Annotated in this window: 13 protein-coding genes; 8 read left to right on the top strand and 5 right to left on the bottom strand. The window is 37.3% G+C overall.

What is annotated here, in order from left to right; translation table 11 throughout:
• Positions 1-25: 25 nt before the first annotated feature.
• Entirely contained in the window at positions 26-919 is an 894-nt protein-coding gene (locus MKJ01_RS12910) for an SMP-30/gluconolactonase/LRE family protein (RefSeq protein WP_241614507.1), read from the top strand.
• A gap of 100 nt (positions 920-1,019) precedes the next feature.
• On the opposite strand, the gene MKJ01_RS12905 is transcribed toward MKJ01_RS12910, so the two are convergent.
• The 3 genes from MKJ01_RS12905 to MKJ01_RS12895 all read right to left on the bottom strand — a co-directional run bounded on the left by MKJ01_RS12905 (position 1,020) and on the right by MKJ01_RS12895 (position 3,728).
• Positions 1,020-2,327 carry a DEAD/DEAH box helicase gene (locus MKJ01_RS12905; protein ID WP_241614506.1) on the bottom strand — a complete coding sequence of 436 codons (1,308 nt, stop codon included), beginning with the start codon at positions 2,325-2,327 and terminating at the stop codon, positions 1,020-1,022.
• Positions 2,328-2,554: 227 nt separating this feature from the next.
• On the bottom strand, positions 2,555-2,929 hold the full coding sequence (locus MKJ01_RS12900) for a hypothetical protein (protein ID WP_241614505.1): 375 nt from the start codon (positions 2,927-2,929) through the stop codon (positions 2,555-2,557).
• On the bottom strand, positions 2,913-3,728 hold the full coding sequence (locus tag MKJ01_RS12895) for a hypothetical protein (protein ID WP_241614504.1): 816 nt from the start codon (positions 3,726-3,728) through the stop codon (positions 2,913-2,915). The genes MKJ01_RS12900 and MKJ01_RS12895 overlap by 17 nt, the downstream gene beginning before the upstream one ends.
• A gap of 273 nt (positions 3,729-4,001) precedes the next feature.
• Here MKJ01_RS12895 and rpsA point away from each other — a divergent pair, with 273 nt between their 5' ends.
• The 4 genes from rpsA to MKJ01_RS12875 all read left to right on the top strand — a co-directional run bounded on the left by rpsA (position 4,002) and on the right by MKJ01_RS12875 (position 10,801).
• Positions 4,002-5,807 carry a 30S ribosomal protein S1 gene (gene rpsA / locus MKJ01_RS12890; protein WP_241614503.1) on the top strand — a complete coding sequence of 602 codons (1,806 nt, stop codon included), beginning with the start codon at positions 4,002-4,004 and terminating at the stop codon, positions 5,805-5,807.
• 219 nt (positions 5,808-6,026) lie between these two features.
• On the top strand, positions 6,027-8,627 hold the full coding sequence (locus tag MKJ01_RS12885) for a T9SS-dependent M36 family metallopeptidase (RefSeq protein ID WP_241614502.1): 2,601 nt from the start codon (positions 6,027-6,029) through the stop codon (positions 8,625-8,627).
• Positions 8,628-8,751: 124 nt separating this feature from the next.
• The gene (locus MKJ01_RS12880) at positions 8,752-9,732 is read left to right on the top strand and encodes a DMT family transporter (protein ID WP_241632637.1); all 981 of its coding nucleotides are present in this window, start codon (positions 8,752-8,754) and stop codon (positions 9,730-9,732) included.
• 76 nt (positions 9,733-9,808) lie between these two features.
• Positions 9,809-10,801, top strand: coding sequence for an alpha/beta fold hydrolase (locus MKJ01_RS12875; protein WP_241614500.1), 993 nt, complete (start codon positions 9,809-9,811; stop codon positions 10,799-10,801).
• Between the two features lie 175 nt (positions 10,802-10,976).
• Here the strand turns inward: MKJ01_RS12875 and rplS are convergent, their stop codons facing one another.
• A complete protein-coding gene (gene rplS, locus MKJ01_RS12870; protein ID WP_241614499.1) occupies positions 10,977-11,333 on the bottom strand; it encodes a 50S ribosomal protein L19 in 357 nt (118 codons plus the stop codon).
• Positions 11,334-11,621: 288 nt separating this feature from the next.
• Here rplS and MKJ01_RS12865 point away from each other — a divergent pair, with 288 nt between their 5' ends.
• Entirely contained in the window at positions 11,622-14,360 is a 2,739-nt protein-coding gene (locus MKJ01_RS12865) for a fibronectin type III domain-containing protein (RefSeq protein ID WP_241614498.1), read from the top strand.
• A gap of 71 nt (positions 14,361-14,431) precedes the next feature.
• On the opposite strand, the gene MKJ01_RS12860 is transcribed toward MKJ01_RS12865, so the two are convergent.
• A complete protein-coding gene (locus tag MKJ01_RS12860) occupies positions 14,432-14,809 on the bottom strand; it encodes a hypothetical protein (protein WP_241614497.1) in 378 nt (125 codons plus the stop codon).
• A gap of 205 nt (positions 14,810-15,014) precedes the next feature.
• Between MKJ01_RS12860 and MKJ01_RS12855 the strand changes: the two genes are divergently transcribed.
• Positions 15,015-15,728 carry a CoA transferase subunit A gene (locus tag MKJ01_RS12855; protein ID WP_241614496.1) on the top strand — a complete coding sequence of 238 codons (714 nt, stop codon included), beginning with the start codon at positions 15,015-15,017 and terminating at the stop codon, positions 15,726-15,728.
• Between the two features lie 85 nt (positions 15,729-15,813).
• Entirely contained in the window at positions 15,814-16,467 is a 654-nt protein-coding gene (locus MKJ01_RS12850; protein ID WP_241614495.1) for a CoA transferase subunit B, read from the top strand.
• The last annotated feature ends 510 nt before the right edge of the window (positions 16,468-16,977 follow it).

Raw genomic sequence — 16,977 nt, 5'->3', positions numbered from 1 at the left:
TGCAGTCGATATAAAATAAGCGACAATGAAAAATATCTGGAAAGCCGGCTGTCTTGGTTTGGTTTTAGCATTGGTAAACTGCAAATCACTAAATACCAATGCTATGTTTTATGAAGATCGAAAGCCGGAGAGAATTTCGGACCAGTTTAAATTTACGGAAGGACCGTCATCGGACAAAGAGGGAAATGTTTATTTTACCGATCAGCCTAATGATAAAATTTATTACTGGGACTGGAAAACCAATACTGTAAATGAGTTTATGAACAATACAGGACGTGCCAATGGGATGCATTTTGACAAAGATGACCATCTTATTACCTGTTCGGATAATAAAGGGGAAATCTGGAGAATTTCAAAAGATAAAAAGGTAGAAGTATTGTTGAATCATTTTGAAGGCAAAAGACTGAATGGTCCCAACGATATCTGGAATGATGCCCACGGCGGAATGTATTTTACGGATCCTTTGTATGAAAGAGATTATTGGGTAGATTTCAAACAGGAAACTCCGCATAAAAGCCTATATTACAGAAATAAAGAAGGTAATGTAACCAAGATTGAAACCTTTACCCAGCCCAACGGTATTGTAGGCAGCGAAAAATTCAAAAAACTCTATGTTTCGGATATTGATGCCGGAAAAACGTATGAATATGATATTTTGGAAGAAGGAAAACTTTCTGCAAAGAAACTGTTTTGTGAAATGGGTTCAGACGGAATGACACTGGATAAACATGGAAACCTGTATTTAACAGGGGATGGAGTGCATGTTTTTAACCCTGAAGGGAAAAAGATCTACCACATTCCTATCAAAGAAGACTGGACTTCCAATGTCACTTTTGGAGGAAAACATCATGATATACTATTTATCACGGCATCAAAATCAGTATATACTTTACCGACAAAAGTGAAGGGAGTGAAATAGCGTTAACTTTTTTACGAATAATATATGCAGAAAAGCAGGCTACGGCCTGCTTTTGTTATAAAGTCATTCAGCTTAAAAACTATAAAAGTCAACATATTTATTAATAGGCAACCTCCATTTTTACTTTTTTGCCTTTCAGTTTTTCATGACTTAATTTTTTTAAAAGAGCATGTACCTGGTTTCTTGAAACTGCAACATAAGAAGTGGTATCTTTAACTTCGATCAGGCCGATATCCTCTTTCTGAAGTTCACCTTTTTTGATCAGGTACCCTACGATATCCACTTTGTTAACCTTATCTTTTTTTCCGGCACTGATGTAGATGGTCTGGAACGGAGTTTTTTCAGGAATGTTATTAAAGCCTACAACATTTTCTTCCGGAGTATTGTTTTTAATAAACGGGAAGTTTTCTTCTTCGGTCATGACCAGGTAGGCAAAACCTTTTGCATTCATTCTTGCGGTACGCCCGTTTCTGTGGATAAAAGCATCTTCTTTCGGAGGCAGCTGATAATGCACGATCGATTCCACTTCAGGAACATCCAGACCTCTTGATGCCAAATCGGTGGTGATTAAGATCCTTGCCGAATCATTTCTGAATTTTAATAAAGCGCGTTCTCTTTCATCCTGCTCCATACCGCCATGGAAGGTTTCCCGGTCAATTCCTTTTTCACGCAACAGTTCGGAAATACGGTCAACCGCTTCACGGTGGTTACAGAAGATTAACGTTCTTTTATTTCCTATTTTACAGATCAGATTGAAAAGGGTATCTAATTTTTCCTCAGAAATCGTCATCACTTTCCTAAGCTGGATGTCCGGTTTTACTTCACTTAATTTCAGGAAATCTACAAGCTTTTCATTTTTCAGTCCGGTAAACTTCGGAATTTCATCCATTGCTGTTGCAGAAGTCAGAATTCGTTGCGAAAGCCCTTTCATAGAATTGGAAATGAATTCCATATCTTCATGGAAACCCAATTCCAATGCTTTATCAAATTCATCCAGCACTAAGGTCTGAATGGTTCCCGGATTGAAATTGTTATTTCTCAGGTGATAAACCACCCTTCCCGGAGTTCCTATTAAAACGGCAGGAGCTTCAATTAAATTATTAACCTCAATCTTTTTATCGTGCCCGCCGTAACACACGGAAACTTTAAAATCCGTACCCATCGATTTGAAAACCTGCTCAATCTGTAAAGCCAGTTCCCTTGCCGGAACCAGGATTAAAGCCTGGATTCCCAAAGCCTCTTTTTTCAGATTTCTGAGAACTGGAAATAAAAAAGCGAGTGTTTTCCCCGAACCGGTCGGCGAAAGCAGAACAACATCCTGTTGGTTTTCCGTAGCTTTATATGTGGATTTCTGCATCTGATTCATATCCTGAATCTGCAGTTTGTCGTAGATTGATTGTAATTCCATGTTGCAAAGGTAGTGAATTTAGAAAGCAAGTGTGAGTTGGGCCTTTAAGTTTCATAGTACACAACCTAAGCGTGAGCGTGAAAGAAACAACGATTAAAAAGCTTTAATATATTTATGTTTAAAGCCAATAATATTCTTAAAATGAAACCTAATGCAGCCTGCTTAGCATCTCCTTTCCTCTTAATAAAGTAACCGGATAGGTTTCCTTCGGATTGGAAATGGATTTGTTATAAAATTTCTTTGGCGATATCTGTGTTTCCCTGCAACGCATTAATAAATCCGGATATTTCGTACATGAAATTGCGGAGCTTCATATCTTTTTCTTCCTTATCGGAGAGGTATTTTAAAAGTTTTTCAGCGGCTGCCAGGCGTGTGTCTTTATATGCTTTGATATCGTATCCGTTGGGTTTGCTGAACCAATAATTCCACATGTCACCGTTATTATGTTCGTTCCATGAGTATTTAATGAGCTGTAAGGCCACTTCAAGCAGAGAAGGATCGAGGTTTTTATTTTTGGGATCAGATTTTTCGCTTTCTGCAATATAATGATTGATGGTAGCATCTGCTCCTTTATCCAGTATTTCTTTAAAGATATAAATCATGATTTTTGTAAAAATTCTCATATGCAAATGAAGCAGGAAAATGATCGGCCAGATTTTCTATATGATGTCCTTTTCTTAACTCAGATTTTAAATCGATTTTATAGACTGTATTGTAGTCATGGAAAAGGTAGATATAGATAATTCCTCTTTTAAGATCACAGATAGTAGAATATAACGTGTTCAGTTCTCCTTCCTGATGAGTCTTGTCTAAAATGGTTTTTAAAAACCCGACATTATTTTCTTTGGAGGCAGCAAGCATTTCATTGGCGATGTCCGGTCTTCTGCAGGAAAGTTTTCCATCGATCATATTGCAGTTGGAATTTACCTGAAAGTCGCCGGTTTTTTCTATGATTCCGCCGGGTGTAATCACGATGGAATTTCCTTCTTTATCTGCCAGCAGAGCTTTTGCAGATATTGCATAGGCATATTTTTTTAGAAATACCATGGCTTCCTTTACAGTTTTGCATTTTCCTAATATTTCCCACATCAGATCTCCTTTATAAGGATTATTCAGATTCAGCTTGCTCAGATCGTAGTTGGCTGCTGCAAAATCATAGAATAGGCCGTATTCGTTCATTGCGGCGGCGGCCTGCATATCAGCAGCTCCGAAACTTACAGATCCATAACGGTCTTTGGTAGCAGGGCTGTACCAGATTCTTGTAAAAGGAGTCATGTCATCTTCATTAGCTGCAGTAAATGTTTTGCCACCTCTAGAACAGGAAAATATAGTACATGCTTTTACCGTATCTATACCCAAAGAAGTCATACTAATAAAGATTAAAAGGAAATATTTATACATGTTATAGTTTTTAAATGTTGAACTTTTGATTATAGAAATTTAGTTTTGTTAAATATTCTTATGTGAATTGGTGAAATTATTGAAAATTTTATCCTTCTAAATAGTATATAGGAAAGAAAATTTATTAGTAATAAATTAATTCGTATCTTTGCAAAACTTTTTGTGGTAAAGGTCTGAAAAGGTAAAATAGTATAAATTAATTACTTCCGTATTTTTTAAATCCCACATTCATTCAGACAATTAAAAGAGAAGGAATACAAATTTTATTAGAAAATGTCAAAAGAGACAAATTCAGCAGAGGTTTTATTAAACCAAAACGTAGCACCGGAACAATTTGACTGGGATTCTTTCGAATCCGGACTTGATGCAGATGCGAGAAAAGAAAAAAGCGATTTAGAAGAAATCTACAACGGATCTCTTAACAACCTGAGCGACAATGACGTTTTAGTTGGTAGAGTAGTAAGATTAACTGACAAAGAAGCGATCGTAGACATCAACTTCAAATCTGAAGGTGTTATTTCTCTTAACGAATTCCGTTACAACCAAGGCCTAAGCGTAGGTGACGAGGTAGAAGTAATGGTTGACAGAAGAGAAGACAAAACCGGACAATTACAGTTATCTCACAGAAAAGCAAGAACGCTTAAAGCTTGGGATAGAGTAAACGAACTTCACGAAACTGGAGAAATCGTTAACGGTTTTGTAAAATCAAGAACTAAAGGAGGTATGATCGTTGATGTACACGGAATCGAAGCATTCTTACCTGGTTCTCAAATTGACGTTAAGCCAATTAAAGATTACGATCAGTTCGTAGGTAAAACTATGGAGTTCAAAGTTGTGAAAATCAACCCTGAGTTCAAAAACGTAGTGGTATCTCACAAAGCATTGATCGAAGCAGATATCGAAGGTCAGAAAAAAGAAATCATCGCTCAGCTTGAAAAAGGTCAGGTTCTTGAAGGTACTGTTAAGAATATTACTTCTTACGGTGTATTCGTAGATCTTGGTGGTGTAGACGGATTGATTCACATTACAGACCTTTCTTGGTCTAGAGTGAACCATCCATCTGAAATCCTTGAGGACGGACAGACTGTGAAAGTAGTTATCCTTGATTTTGATGACGAGAAAACAAGAATCCAATTGGGTATGAAGCAATTAGAGGCTCATCCTTGGGATGCTCTTTCTGCTGATATGAAAGTTGGAGACAAAGTAAAAGGAAAAGTAGTGGTTCTTGCTGACTATGGTGCATTTGTAGAAATTGCTCCTGGTGTTGAAGGATTAATCCACGTTTCTGAAATGTCTTGGTCTACTCACTTAAGATCTGCAGGTGACTTTGTAAAAGTAGGTGATGAAGTAGAAGCTGAGGTATTGACTTTAGACAGAGAAGATAGAAAAATTTCACTTGGTATCAAGCAATTGAACAAAGATCCATGGGAAAATATCGAAGCTAAATATCCGGTAGGATCTAAGCATATAGGAACGGTAAGAAACTTCACAAACTTCGGAGTATTCGTAGAATTGGAAGAAGGAATCGATGGGTTAATTTACATTTCTGATCTTTCTTGGACTAAGAAAATTAAGCACCCTTCTGAGTTCTGTGCCGTTGGTGATAAATTAGATGTTATCGTTCTTGAACTGGATATTCAGGCAAGAAGATTATCTTTAGGTCACAAACAATTGACAGATAATCCTTGGGATGCATTCGAAACTAAATATGCTGAAGGAACAATCCATGCTGGTAAAGCGGTAGAAGTACATGATAAAGGTGCTTCTGTACAGTTCGAAGATGCTGAGGTTGAAGCATTCTGCCCTTCAAGATTATTAGAGAAGGAAGACGGATCTAAAATCAAAAAAGGTGAAGAAGCTGACTTCAAAGTAATCGAGTTCAACAAAGAATTTAAGAGAGTAGTGGTTTCTCACACCGGAATCTTCAGAGACGAAGAGAAGAAAAATTCAAGAGAAGCTTCTAACAACAGATCTAACAACAATAATATGTCGTCTTCTTCAAACAATGAAGAAAGATCAACTCTTGGAGATATCGATGCATTAGCAGAATTGAAAAGAAAAATGGAAGAGGGGAAATAATCCTTAATCCATTTGATGATAGTAAGCCACTCAATTTGAGTGGCTTTTTATTTTTGAAAAAAGGTATTTAAGGTTGTAGTACTTAAAAAAGAAAATTACAATCCTTAAATTCATGCAAATATTTTTATACAATATAAAGTGGAGTTATTTTTAAATAATGTCAAATAAAATATTGTTTTATTATTAAATATTTGTAGATTAGCGGCTTTATTAGTGTATATGAAAAAAGTAGCTTTACCTCTTGTATTTGCAATATCTACGGTATTTCCTTCCATTTTATTCGGACAAGATAATGAGAAGTTGATTAAAGATTATATTTCTCAGAATAAAATCAGGGAATATAAGAAGTCCGATCTCACTGGGTTTATTGTTGATAATGTAGATCCTTCAAAATCGCTGAATGGGAATGTAATAAAATTTCAGCAGACCTATAACGGATTGCCCGTTTATAATTCTGTAGGAACCGTACTGGTTAAGGATAATAAAATCGTCTATTATTCAGACAACTTTTTTAAGGATTATAACTTATCTACTTCAACTACTGCTGGCATAACCAAAGAAGTAGCACTACAGAAGATAGCCGCTGATTTAGGTTCTGAAAATATTTCGACCTTACCGATCATGGCTTTTTTCGAAAAAGGAACTGATAAACTTACCGCTGCAAAACAACGATTGGTTTATACTGCAGATGAAAGTCAAAACCTGAGACTGGCCTATGAATATCTTTTACATGAGCCTAAAACAGTGAATCACTGGAATATAGTGGTTGATGCCAATACAGGGAAAATTTTAAGCAAGCTTAATTTAAATCTTTCATGTAATTTCCATAATGAAGCTTATGCTCATAGTGAAAATATAATGGTACCATTGCCACAAAATGAAAGTGCTTACCCTGCCATTAATAACAATCTTGTTATTTTATCACCTGATAATGCTTCCTATAATGTATTTCCTCTACCTATAGAATCACCTACATTTGGCTCCAGAGCTGTAGTAAACAATCCTTGGATTCTCTCTTCCTCACCGGAAGGATGGCACTCTAATGTAACTACACACTATACTACTACAAGAGGGAACAATGTATATGCTTATGATGATAGAGATGATGATGAGGCAACTTACGGAGTATCTCCGGATGGTGGAGCGGCAAGAAATTTCAATTTTCCATACGATCCAACAGCACTTTCTTATACGAATTTAGCTGCTGCTACGACCAACTTATTCTATATAAGTAATAAGGTTCATGATATTTTCTACAAATTTGGATTTACTGAATCTGCAAGAAATTTCCAAAGTAATAATTTTGGTAATGGAGGTTTAGATGATGATGAGGTTTTCGCACAGTCACAAGATGGTGGAGGATTTAATAATGCCAATTTTGCTTCATATCCGGATAATTACAATCCTGTGATGCAAATGTATTTATGGCTTGCTTCAAATCGTAAAATGTTCTATAGCGCACCTTCTGATGCTGTTGCAAGAGTTGTTAATGCAGGGGTGGCACAGTTTGGACCTACTTTAAATGATGTTGGGGTAAATGGAGATGTAAAGCTGGCGAGCATTATTGATGGATGTATAGCATTACCCGCTGGTGAAATGAACGGTAAAATTGGACTTATAGAAAGAGGTGGCGGTGCAAATTGTGGTTTTGCTGTGAAAGTCAAAAATGCACAAAATGCAGGAGCAATTGGGGCAATCATTTATAACAATACAGCAAACGGTTCCGCTTTAGGTAATATGGGAGGTGATGACCCTACTATCACAATACCTTCAATATTAATTACCAATGCTGAAGGAGAGTTTATCAAAACTAAATTAGCTGCAGCTACTACTGTAAATGTTAATCTAAGAGCAGATACAAAATATGACGGAAGTTTTGACAATGGAATTGTTACTCATGAATATGGACATGGAATTTCCAATAGAATGACTGGTACAGGGTATAACTGCTTAAACTCTAATGCAGATAAAGAGCAGATGGGAGAGGGGTGGTCAGACTTCTTCGCTTTAATGCTTACCAATAAAGCAGGTGACGATGCATCTGTTCCTAGAGGAATGGCTACTTATGCTTCCGGTCAGGCAATTACAGGCGATGGGATCAGGCCTGCAAAATATTCACCTGATTTTGCAATTAATGGTTTTACTTATGGAAATACCAACGGCATGGAATATAACAATGGTACAGCTATTGTTCCAAATGTACATTCAATAGGTTTTGTCTGGGCTACTATGTTATGGGATCTTCACTGGCAGTATGTTGCGAAGTATGGATATTCTTCAGATGTTACAGCAAATACAACCAATGGAAGTTCAAGAGTCCTGCAGTTGGTTACGGATGCACTAAAACTACAGATTTGTAATCCGACCTTTATTAATGGTAGAGATGCAATATTAGCTGCTGAATTAGCGACAACACAAGGCGCAGACCGTTGTATGATCTGGAGAACTTTTGCAAAAAGAGGACTAGGAGTGAATGCATCTGCAGGATCTAAAACAAATATTAATGACCAGGTGGAGGACCGTAACGTACCGGCAGACTGTGTATTGGCTACAGATGAAGTAAAGGTCGTGAAAAATAGTATTTCAATTTATCCAAATCCGGCGAAGAATGAATTCTTTATTAATTTCCCTGAAGAAACATTAGGGAAAGCGAGCGTTGAGATTTATGATATGTCCGGGAAACTGGTTTCTTCTGAAGACAAAATTTCACCTGATGGAAAGAAATCCATTTCTACTGATAAGCTGATCAACGGAACCTATATTGTGAAAGTAAAAGGTATTGGAATTGATGCTGCTTCTAAAGTGATCATTAAAAAATAACTTACATATACTTCAAAAAAGAAACCCGGCGCAAGCGAAGCTTGCGCCGGGTTTCTTTTTTGAAGTATATGGTATAAAATAATTCTTATTGAAAATGTTGTACCTTTGCAGGCTGAAAAAAAGAATTATGAAGAAGAACATACTGAAAGGGGTTTTGTTTGTAGGAATTGGAGCAAGTATCTATGGGATGTTGGCGACATTTGTCAAGCTCGCTTATCAGGAAGGATATACCACTTCCGAAGTGACAACGTCTCAATTTGCCTTGGGATTGACTGGCCTTTTGATACTGAATTTCATTCAGACAATCACATCAAAAAAAATACTGCCTTCACCGACTTCAAAAGAAATAAAAAACCTGATGCTGGCAGGGACTTCACTCGGCTGTACAAGCCTGTTTTATTACCTTTCAGTACAATATATCAATGTGTCCATTGCCATCGTTCTGTTGATGCAGTCGGTTTGGTTCAGTGTAGTGGTGGAAAGTTTTATTACTAAAAAGCTTCCGAATATCAGGAAAATCATATCTGTAATTATTGTTTTAACAGGAACTGTATTAGCAACTAACCTTATCAATACAGAAATTACACTTGATATAAAAGGTATTTTCTGGGGACTGATGGCAGCGGCTTCCTACACCATGACCATGTTTACTTCCAATACGTTAGCTACGCATTTACCTGTTTTAAGGAAAAGCATCATCATGCTTTCGGGAGGTTCTGTAGTCATCTTTGCCTTTCTGTTTTTTGCTCAGCTCGGACCTTTGCACTTTGACGGATTAAAATCAGTATATTTAAGTTTTACAGATAATACGGAGCATATTCATGCTTTCCGGTATTCAATTTTATGGAAATACGGTTTTGTTCTGGCTTTGTTCGGGACTATAATACCTCCGGTTTTGTTTAATATCGGTTTCCCAAACGCAGGATTGGGATTGGGAAGTATTGTTTCCTCACTGGAGCTTCCGGTTTCTGTAACGATGGCTTTTATCCTGTTGGGAGAAAAAGTAATATTTATTCAGTGGGTAGGAATTGTTTTGATACTTTTCGCTATTGTTCTTATGAATCTACCATCCAGAAAAGAGGTTATTGCTGAAAAAATATCTTAAGAATTTCAATAAATAAATATGAATAATCGTTTTTTTTGAAGCGGTTTTTTTAATTTTAATATTCTAAAATAATCTTATGGAATATGTAAAAAATGCTGTTGTGATAATTGCCTTGTCCGTGAGCAATATATTGTTTTCACAGATAAAACCCTTAGATGCGGAACTAACCCAATATCAATATCCCTACAAAGTGCATTTTATTAGTTTGAGATCTCAGAATAATGATCTGAAAATGGCTTACATGGATGTAAAGCCAAAGATATCCAACGGAAAGAATATAGTGCTTCTTCACGGCAAGAATTTTAATGGGGCTTATTGGAAACAGACGGCAGATGATCTTTCAAAAAAAGGATTCAGAGTAATTATTCCGGATCAGATCGGATTTGGAAAATCTTCAAAACCGCAAAATTATCAGTTTTCTTTTTCACAGCTGGCTGAAAATACAAAAGCAGTTTTAGACGAACTGAAAATTGATAAAACCATCATCTTGGGGCATTCTATGGGGGGAATGGTAGCGACCAGATTTACGCTGTTGTATCCTGAAAAAGTTCAGCAGCTCGTTTTGGAAAATCCTATAGGATTGGAGGATTACAAGACTTTTGCGGCGTATCAGACCATTGATGAAGCGTATCAGTCAGAGCTTAAAAATACCGCTGAGACCTATAAAAATTATCAGTTGAAATTCTATTATGATAACAAATGGAAAGCTGAATATCAGCCATGGCTGGATTTGATAGCAGGCTGGACTTTACATCCCGATTACCCGAAAATAGCATGGGATGCAGCCTTAACATCCGATATGATCTATAACCAGCCGGTATGTTATGAGTTCAAAAATATTAAAACCCCTACCTTGCTCATTATAGGAACAAGAGACAGAACGGCAATAGGGAAAGACAGGGCACCGAAAGCATTGCAGTCTAAAATGGGACAGTATCAGGAATTGGGAAAAAAAACACAGCAACAGATTCCCGGATCAAAATTGGTCGAGATTGAAAATACGGGGCATCTTCCGCATATTGAAGCGTATGGTCAATTCCGGAATGCTTTATATGATTTTATTAAATAGGATAGATTTAAATCGATATTTATTTAGAATAGTGATTGAGTTCCTAGCCCCGATTGCAGTGTAAATCCTTTTTTGAAAAAAAAGATTGCAGCGGAAAGCGGGAAACAGCTTCTGAAAATATAAAAGAGACTGCTCAAAATATGAACAGTCTCTTTCGTATGTATTGTTGTCTGAATTATTTTTTCTTGTAAGCAGCGTCTTTAATTCTCGCTTTTTTACCTCTAAGATCTCTGAAGTAATAGATTCTTGATCTTCTAACTCTACCTCTTCTGTCAACTTCAATTTTTTGAAGGGCCGGCATGTTAATAGGGAAAACTCTTTCTACTCCTACATCACCAGACATTTTTCTGATGGTGAAAGTTTTTGTAGATCCGCTACCTCTTAACTGGATAACGGTACCTTTGAAGAACTGAGTTCTTGTTTTTTGACCTTCCTTAATCTCGTAATATACAGTGATGGTATCACCAGCTTTGAATTCAGGGAATTCTTTTTTTGTAATGTACTTGTCTTGTACGTACTTTAATAAATCCATTATTAATAAATAAAATGTTTAGGCTAAGCAACTTACACGGACTTCGTCAGAGGTTGAATAACAGGTTGCAAATATATGAAGACTTTTTAAATATTCAAAACAATTGTTTGTTAAAAATGATAAAATTTGAGATGAAATTTCAAATGAAAATTAACATTTTCTTTAAGTTATCATGAAGCTCAGTTTATATGCCAATTTTACTTTTGCCCGATAATAAAAAACGGCCGGTCCAGGCATTTTACTGTTTAATTCACCTTTTAAAATACACACAACTTAAAACTGAAATTTATGAAACATTACTTCTTTCTTTTCTTTCTTGTCGTCCAGATGGCATTTGGGCAGGCTTTGTTTCCTTATTTGCAAAACCCGACACCCAATTCCATGATTGTCAACTGGAAAACGTCTTCCAATAATGAAACCACGGTAACCTATGGAACTTCGCCAACAAATTTAAACGTTACTGTTACCGGCACGACCAATATTTTTTCAGATACAGGATATAATAATAACTATTATTATCACACGGCAAAAATCACCAGTTTGCTGCCGAATACAAAATATTATTATAAGATTAAAACAGGTGCCAACGAATCTGCAGTGTACAACTTCCGTACACTTCCTTTGCCGGGACAGGCAGCAACAGCAAACGGAAAAATCCGTTTTCTGATTATGGGAGATAACCAGATTAAGGCAGAACCGAGGTATGATACCCTTACCCTGAATGCTTATAAAAAATTAAAGGAAAAATTTGGTGTAAACTCTGATCCTTCCGACAATATTGCTCTCACATTTATGGTTGGAGATCAGGTAGATGTGGGAACGCTGGATCATTATGAAAATGTACACTTTAAGAAGAATATCAAACTTTCACCTTATCTTCCGATCCAGACAACTGTTGGGAACCACGAAACCTACGGGACATTGGGAATGAATTCATACTACGCCCATTTCTACATCGATGAAATCAAATATAAGAACATCTCTTCAGGAAATGAGAATTATTATGCCCAGCAGGCCGGAAATGTTTTATTTGTAAGTTTAAGTTCAGAGCATACAGGCGCCGCTCAGCAAACCTGGCTTCAGCAGATTTTAAATGAGGCGAATAATGATCCTACGGTAGATTGGATTATTTCATTAAGTCACAGGCCTTATCAGGCAGAGCAATATGTAGGAGATATTTCGACCTGGGTAAGAAATACCGCAGTGCCGTTATTAACGACTTCCAATAAATATTTAATGCATGTAGGCGCACATCATCATTTGTACCACAGAGGTCAGTTAAAGGACAGTCCGAACTATCAGATTATTTCCGGTGGAACTGCCTGGGATCAATATTGGGGGATGTCCAATGAACAGGATTTCGATGATGTCCAAAAAACATTGACTGACTGGACGTACCAGATTGTTGAAGTGGATGTCAATACCGGAAAAGTTGATATTGAATCCTATTCAATAGGAGGAATTTACCATAAAAAGTATAATGAACTGGTTGATACTTTTCACCGGTATAAAAATCAGCCGAAACCTGCTAAACCGTCCATTACCAATACTTTTACAGCTCCGGTTACTTTGCCTTTAACGTTAAACGGCAGTAGCTTTTCAACAACAGCCGGAGAATTATTAAATACCACGCAATTTTTAATCAGCAAGGCGGCAGACTTTTCTATCATTGAAAAGGAATTTTACCGTGATTATGAAAACTGGTTCGGAAAAGACGGAAACGGAACCCCAGATATGACAAAAAACCTGAATGCAAACATTGATATTACAAAGGCAGATATTGCAGCCAATTCCATTACCAATGGAATATATTATGTAAAAGTTAGATACAGGGACAGGAATCTGGAATGGAGTGACTGGAGCGATGCCAAGCAGTTTGAAATAACCGGAAGTGTGGTTTCTAACCCTTCTTTTACTTTAAATAAAACAGAATATGCACAAAACGAGTCTATTGTAGCGAATTTTACAGATGGCCCCGGAAATAATCAGGATTGGGTAGGATTATACAAAAAAGGTCAAAATCCGGCTTCTGTCACTTCGCAGGCATATGTGTATACCAACGGACAAACCTCCGGGACAGTTACATTTAACAACGGATTGCCAAATAAAGGTCAGTATTTTGCCGGTTTTTTTGCCGATAACGGGTATACGGATATTGCTCCTAAAAAAAGTTTTTATGTAGGCCCCAAAGTTGTTTTAAATACATCCGCAGATGCTTATCCTGTTGGCGGAACCGTAGTTGTTAATTTCAATAATGGTCCTAACTTAACAAAAGACTGGATCGGGATTTATAAAATGGGACAGGTTCCGGGACCTACGCCTTCCGTAAAATGGAGCTATGTTTCCACGGCTTCAGGAACACTTAATTTTACAGGACTTCCGAAAGGCTATTATTATGCTCAATATTTTCTTGAGGATGGCTATACCACAGTGGGTGAAAAGGTTTTCTTTAAAGTGGGCGACATTGTTACCGAACTTTGGACCAACAAGCCTGTTTACACATTAGGTGAAAACATTACGGCTTCCTGGACGGATTCTCCGGGGATTATTAAAGACTGGCTCGGGATCTATCCTCAGAGTGTTGCAACACCGGATGATAATTTTGTTTCGTACACTTATTTTGACGGCGTTACACAGGGTACCAAAACAATCCAGGGAACCGCAGTACCTGCAACGCCGGGTAATTATTACATGGTGATGTTTACCAATGATTCTTATACGGAAGTTTCAAACAGGGTTCAGTTTCAGGTTTCAGGGACTTCACTGGGAACGGGAGAGGTTAAAAATACAGAAAAAAATGTGGTTCTATATCCGAATCCAAGCAAGCCGGGCGAGCCTACGTTCATCAAAAGCGATTACCCGATTGAAAAAATAGAATTGCTGTCAGCCAATGGAGATTTATTATATGAATCTAAAAATATTAACAATCAGCGTTTTTCTCTGGTTAACGAAAACCTTCCGAAAGGAGTCTATTTCGTAAAAGTGCATACCAGAAAGTTATTTACACTGAAACTGATTATTCAGTAATGAAAACTTGGTACAGGCTAATTAAACAGAGAGCCGGAACATTAATGTTCCGGCTCTCTGTTTATCATGAATTAATCATCTGTGGATTTTAACGCCCAGACAATAAGAGGTGCCTGCATGAAAAGCCTGGCAAACCTCTGGTTATCAGTATTCAGGCCAAATGAATCTCGTCTGTTTTTATATTGGGCAATGTTTCCCGGAAGAACGGCGGCAAAAAATCCTGCTACAATTTTCCCCATCGTCTTCCTGTACTTTTTTGGTGTAACAATAATGGCTGTACCTAATGCAATTTCTGCAACTCCCGAATACACTACAGTATCATCTTTTTCCAGCGGTACCCATTCCGGGACTTGGGCCTGAAATTCTTTTCTTGCAAAAGTGAGGTGTCCTATCCCTGCCGTAATAAGAAATGCACCGAGAGCAATTCTTGAAATGTCTTTCGTTTCCATAATATTCTATTTAATTGTGATATTGGTATTACATGCAGTAACCAAAATTCAGACCATCATATGGTAGGGCGGTATCAGCTGCTTAAATACAGATTAAATACAGCAGCATTTTAAAAATAGAAATTTTATCCTGTCAAAATGGTTCTCAGTTCTTCCGAATAAAGAAAAAGTATTAAATTAGGCCAACAGAAAAATCTGATATTTCATGATAGATAAAAGAGTAAAAAATGCAAAGGAAGCCATTGAAGGAATTAAAGATGGAATGACATTGATGTTAGGAGGATTTGGACTTTGCGGCATCCCTGAAAATTCAATTAATGCATTGGTGGATAGCAATGTAAAATATCTTACGTGTATTTCAAACAATGCGGGAGTCGATGATTTCGGTTTAGGATTATTGCTTCAGAAAAGACAGATAAAAAAAATGATTTCTTCTTATGTAGGGGAAAATGCAGAGTTTGAAAGACAGATGCTTTCCGGAGAACTGGAAGTAGAACTGACTCCACAGGGAACGCTGGCGGAAAAATGCAGAGCGGCGCAGGCAGGAATTCCGGCCTTTTACACACCGGCGGGTTTCGGAACTGAAGTGGCAGAAGGGAAAGAAGTAAAAGAATTCGACGGAAAACCGCATATCCTGGAGCATGCATTCAAAGCAGAGTTTTCTATTGTAAAAGCTTGGAAAGGCGATCATGCAGGAAACCTTATTTTTAAAGGATCGGCAAGAAATTTTAACCATCCGATGGCTGGTGCGGGAAAAATCACTATCGCAGAAGTGGAGGAACTGGTAGCTCCGGGCGAACTGGATCCCAACCAGATTCACATTCCCGGAATTATGATCCAGAGAATTTTCCAGGGTGAGAAATTTGAAAAAAGGATTGAACAGAGAACCGTAAGAAGCAAAGATCAGATTGAAAAATAGTTTCGGTTTTGACAATTATTTCAAAATAAACACATAACTGGCCGTTGTAAACTTGGCCTGTTGTCAAATTTTCTAAATTAAAAATATGTTAAGTAAAGAAGATATAGCAAAACGTATTTCCAGAGAAGTGAAAGACGGATATTATGTAAATCTGGGAATAGGAATTCCGACCTTGGTAGCCAATTATGTTCCCGACAATTTCTCCGTAGAATTCCAGAGCGAGAACGGAGTTTTGGGAATGGGGCCTTTTCCTTTTGAAGGGGAAGAGGATGCTGACATCATTAATGCCGGGAAGCAGACCATCACCATTCTGCCTGGAGGTTCATTTTTTGATTCTGCATTCAGCTTCGGGATGATCCGTGGCCAGAAAGTAGATCTTACCATTCTCGGAGCAATGGAGGTCTCAGAAAACGGAGATATCGCCAACTGGAAAATTCCGGGGAAAATGGTTAAAGGAATGGGGGGTGCGATGGATCTTGTGGCTTCTGCAGAAAACATTATCGTGGCCATGATGCATGTTAATAAAGCCGGAGAAAGCAAAATTCTTAAAAAATGTACGCTTCCCCTAACCGGAGTCAATTGTGTCAAAAGAGTCGTTACGGAATTGGCTGTCCTGGATGTAACACCGGCAGGTTTCAGGCTTGTGGAAAGAGCGCCGGGTGTTTCCGTAGAACATATCATACAATCTACAGAAGCCGATCTGATCATCGAAGGTGAGATCCCTGAGATGCAATTCTGATAAACCGGAGAGTGTCCAAAAGTTTGGACACTCTCTTTTTTGGTGATTTTATTCGTACCCCATACAGGAAGTATGTTCAAATATCCGTTTTCAAGAGGTTTTCTTACTTTAGGATACCCTCTTTTTAAACTGATTAACAGTCAGTTTTGTAAAATGGTAAATGCAGGGGCACACTTTTCAAATACTCAAATATTGGAGCAAATCATTTGTAGTAGAAAATGGTGATTCCCGTTTCAAACTGTGTATATGCTTTTTAATTCCAGGCTGTAATGATTTGCAATCTGAAATTGCTTATTTTACCTATACTATTTGTATTCAAAATGTAAACAGATGATGAAAAATGTATATTTTAAAATATTTGTTTTAAATCTTACACTTCTCTCCTTAATTGTTTATCTGTTAGGAGTTAAAGATAGTGCTTTCCGAAAAATTTATATTTCAGACAATATAATCGCATATGTAATTAATTCTTTAACATATTTTATTCTTTGGGTGCTACCGGACTGGTGG

The sequence above is a fragment of the Chryseobacterium sp. SSA4.19 genome (assembly GCF_022601875.1).
In the GTDB taxonomy this organism is placed as follows: domain Bacteria; phylum Bacteroidota; class Bacteroidia; order Flavobacteriales; family Weeksellaceae; genus Chryseobacterium.
Note: the sequence above shows the minus strand (reverse complement) of the source record. Positions and strands in the feature narration are given on the sequence as shown.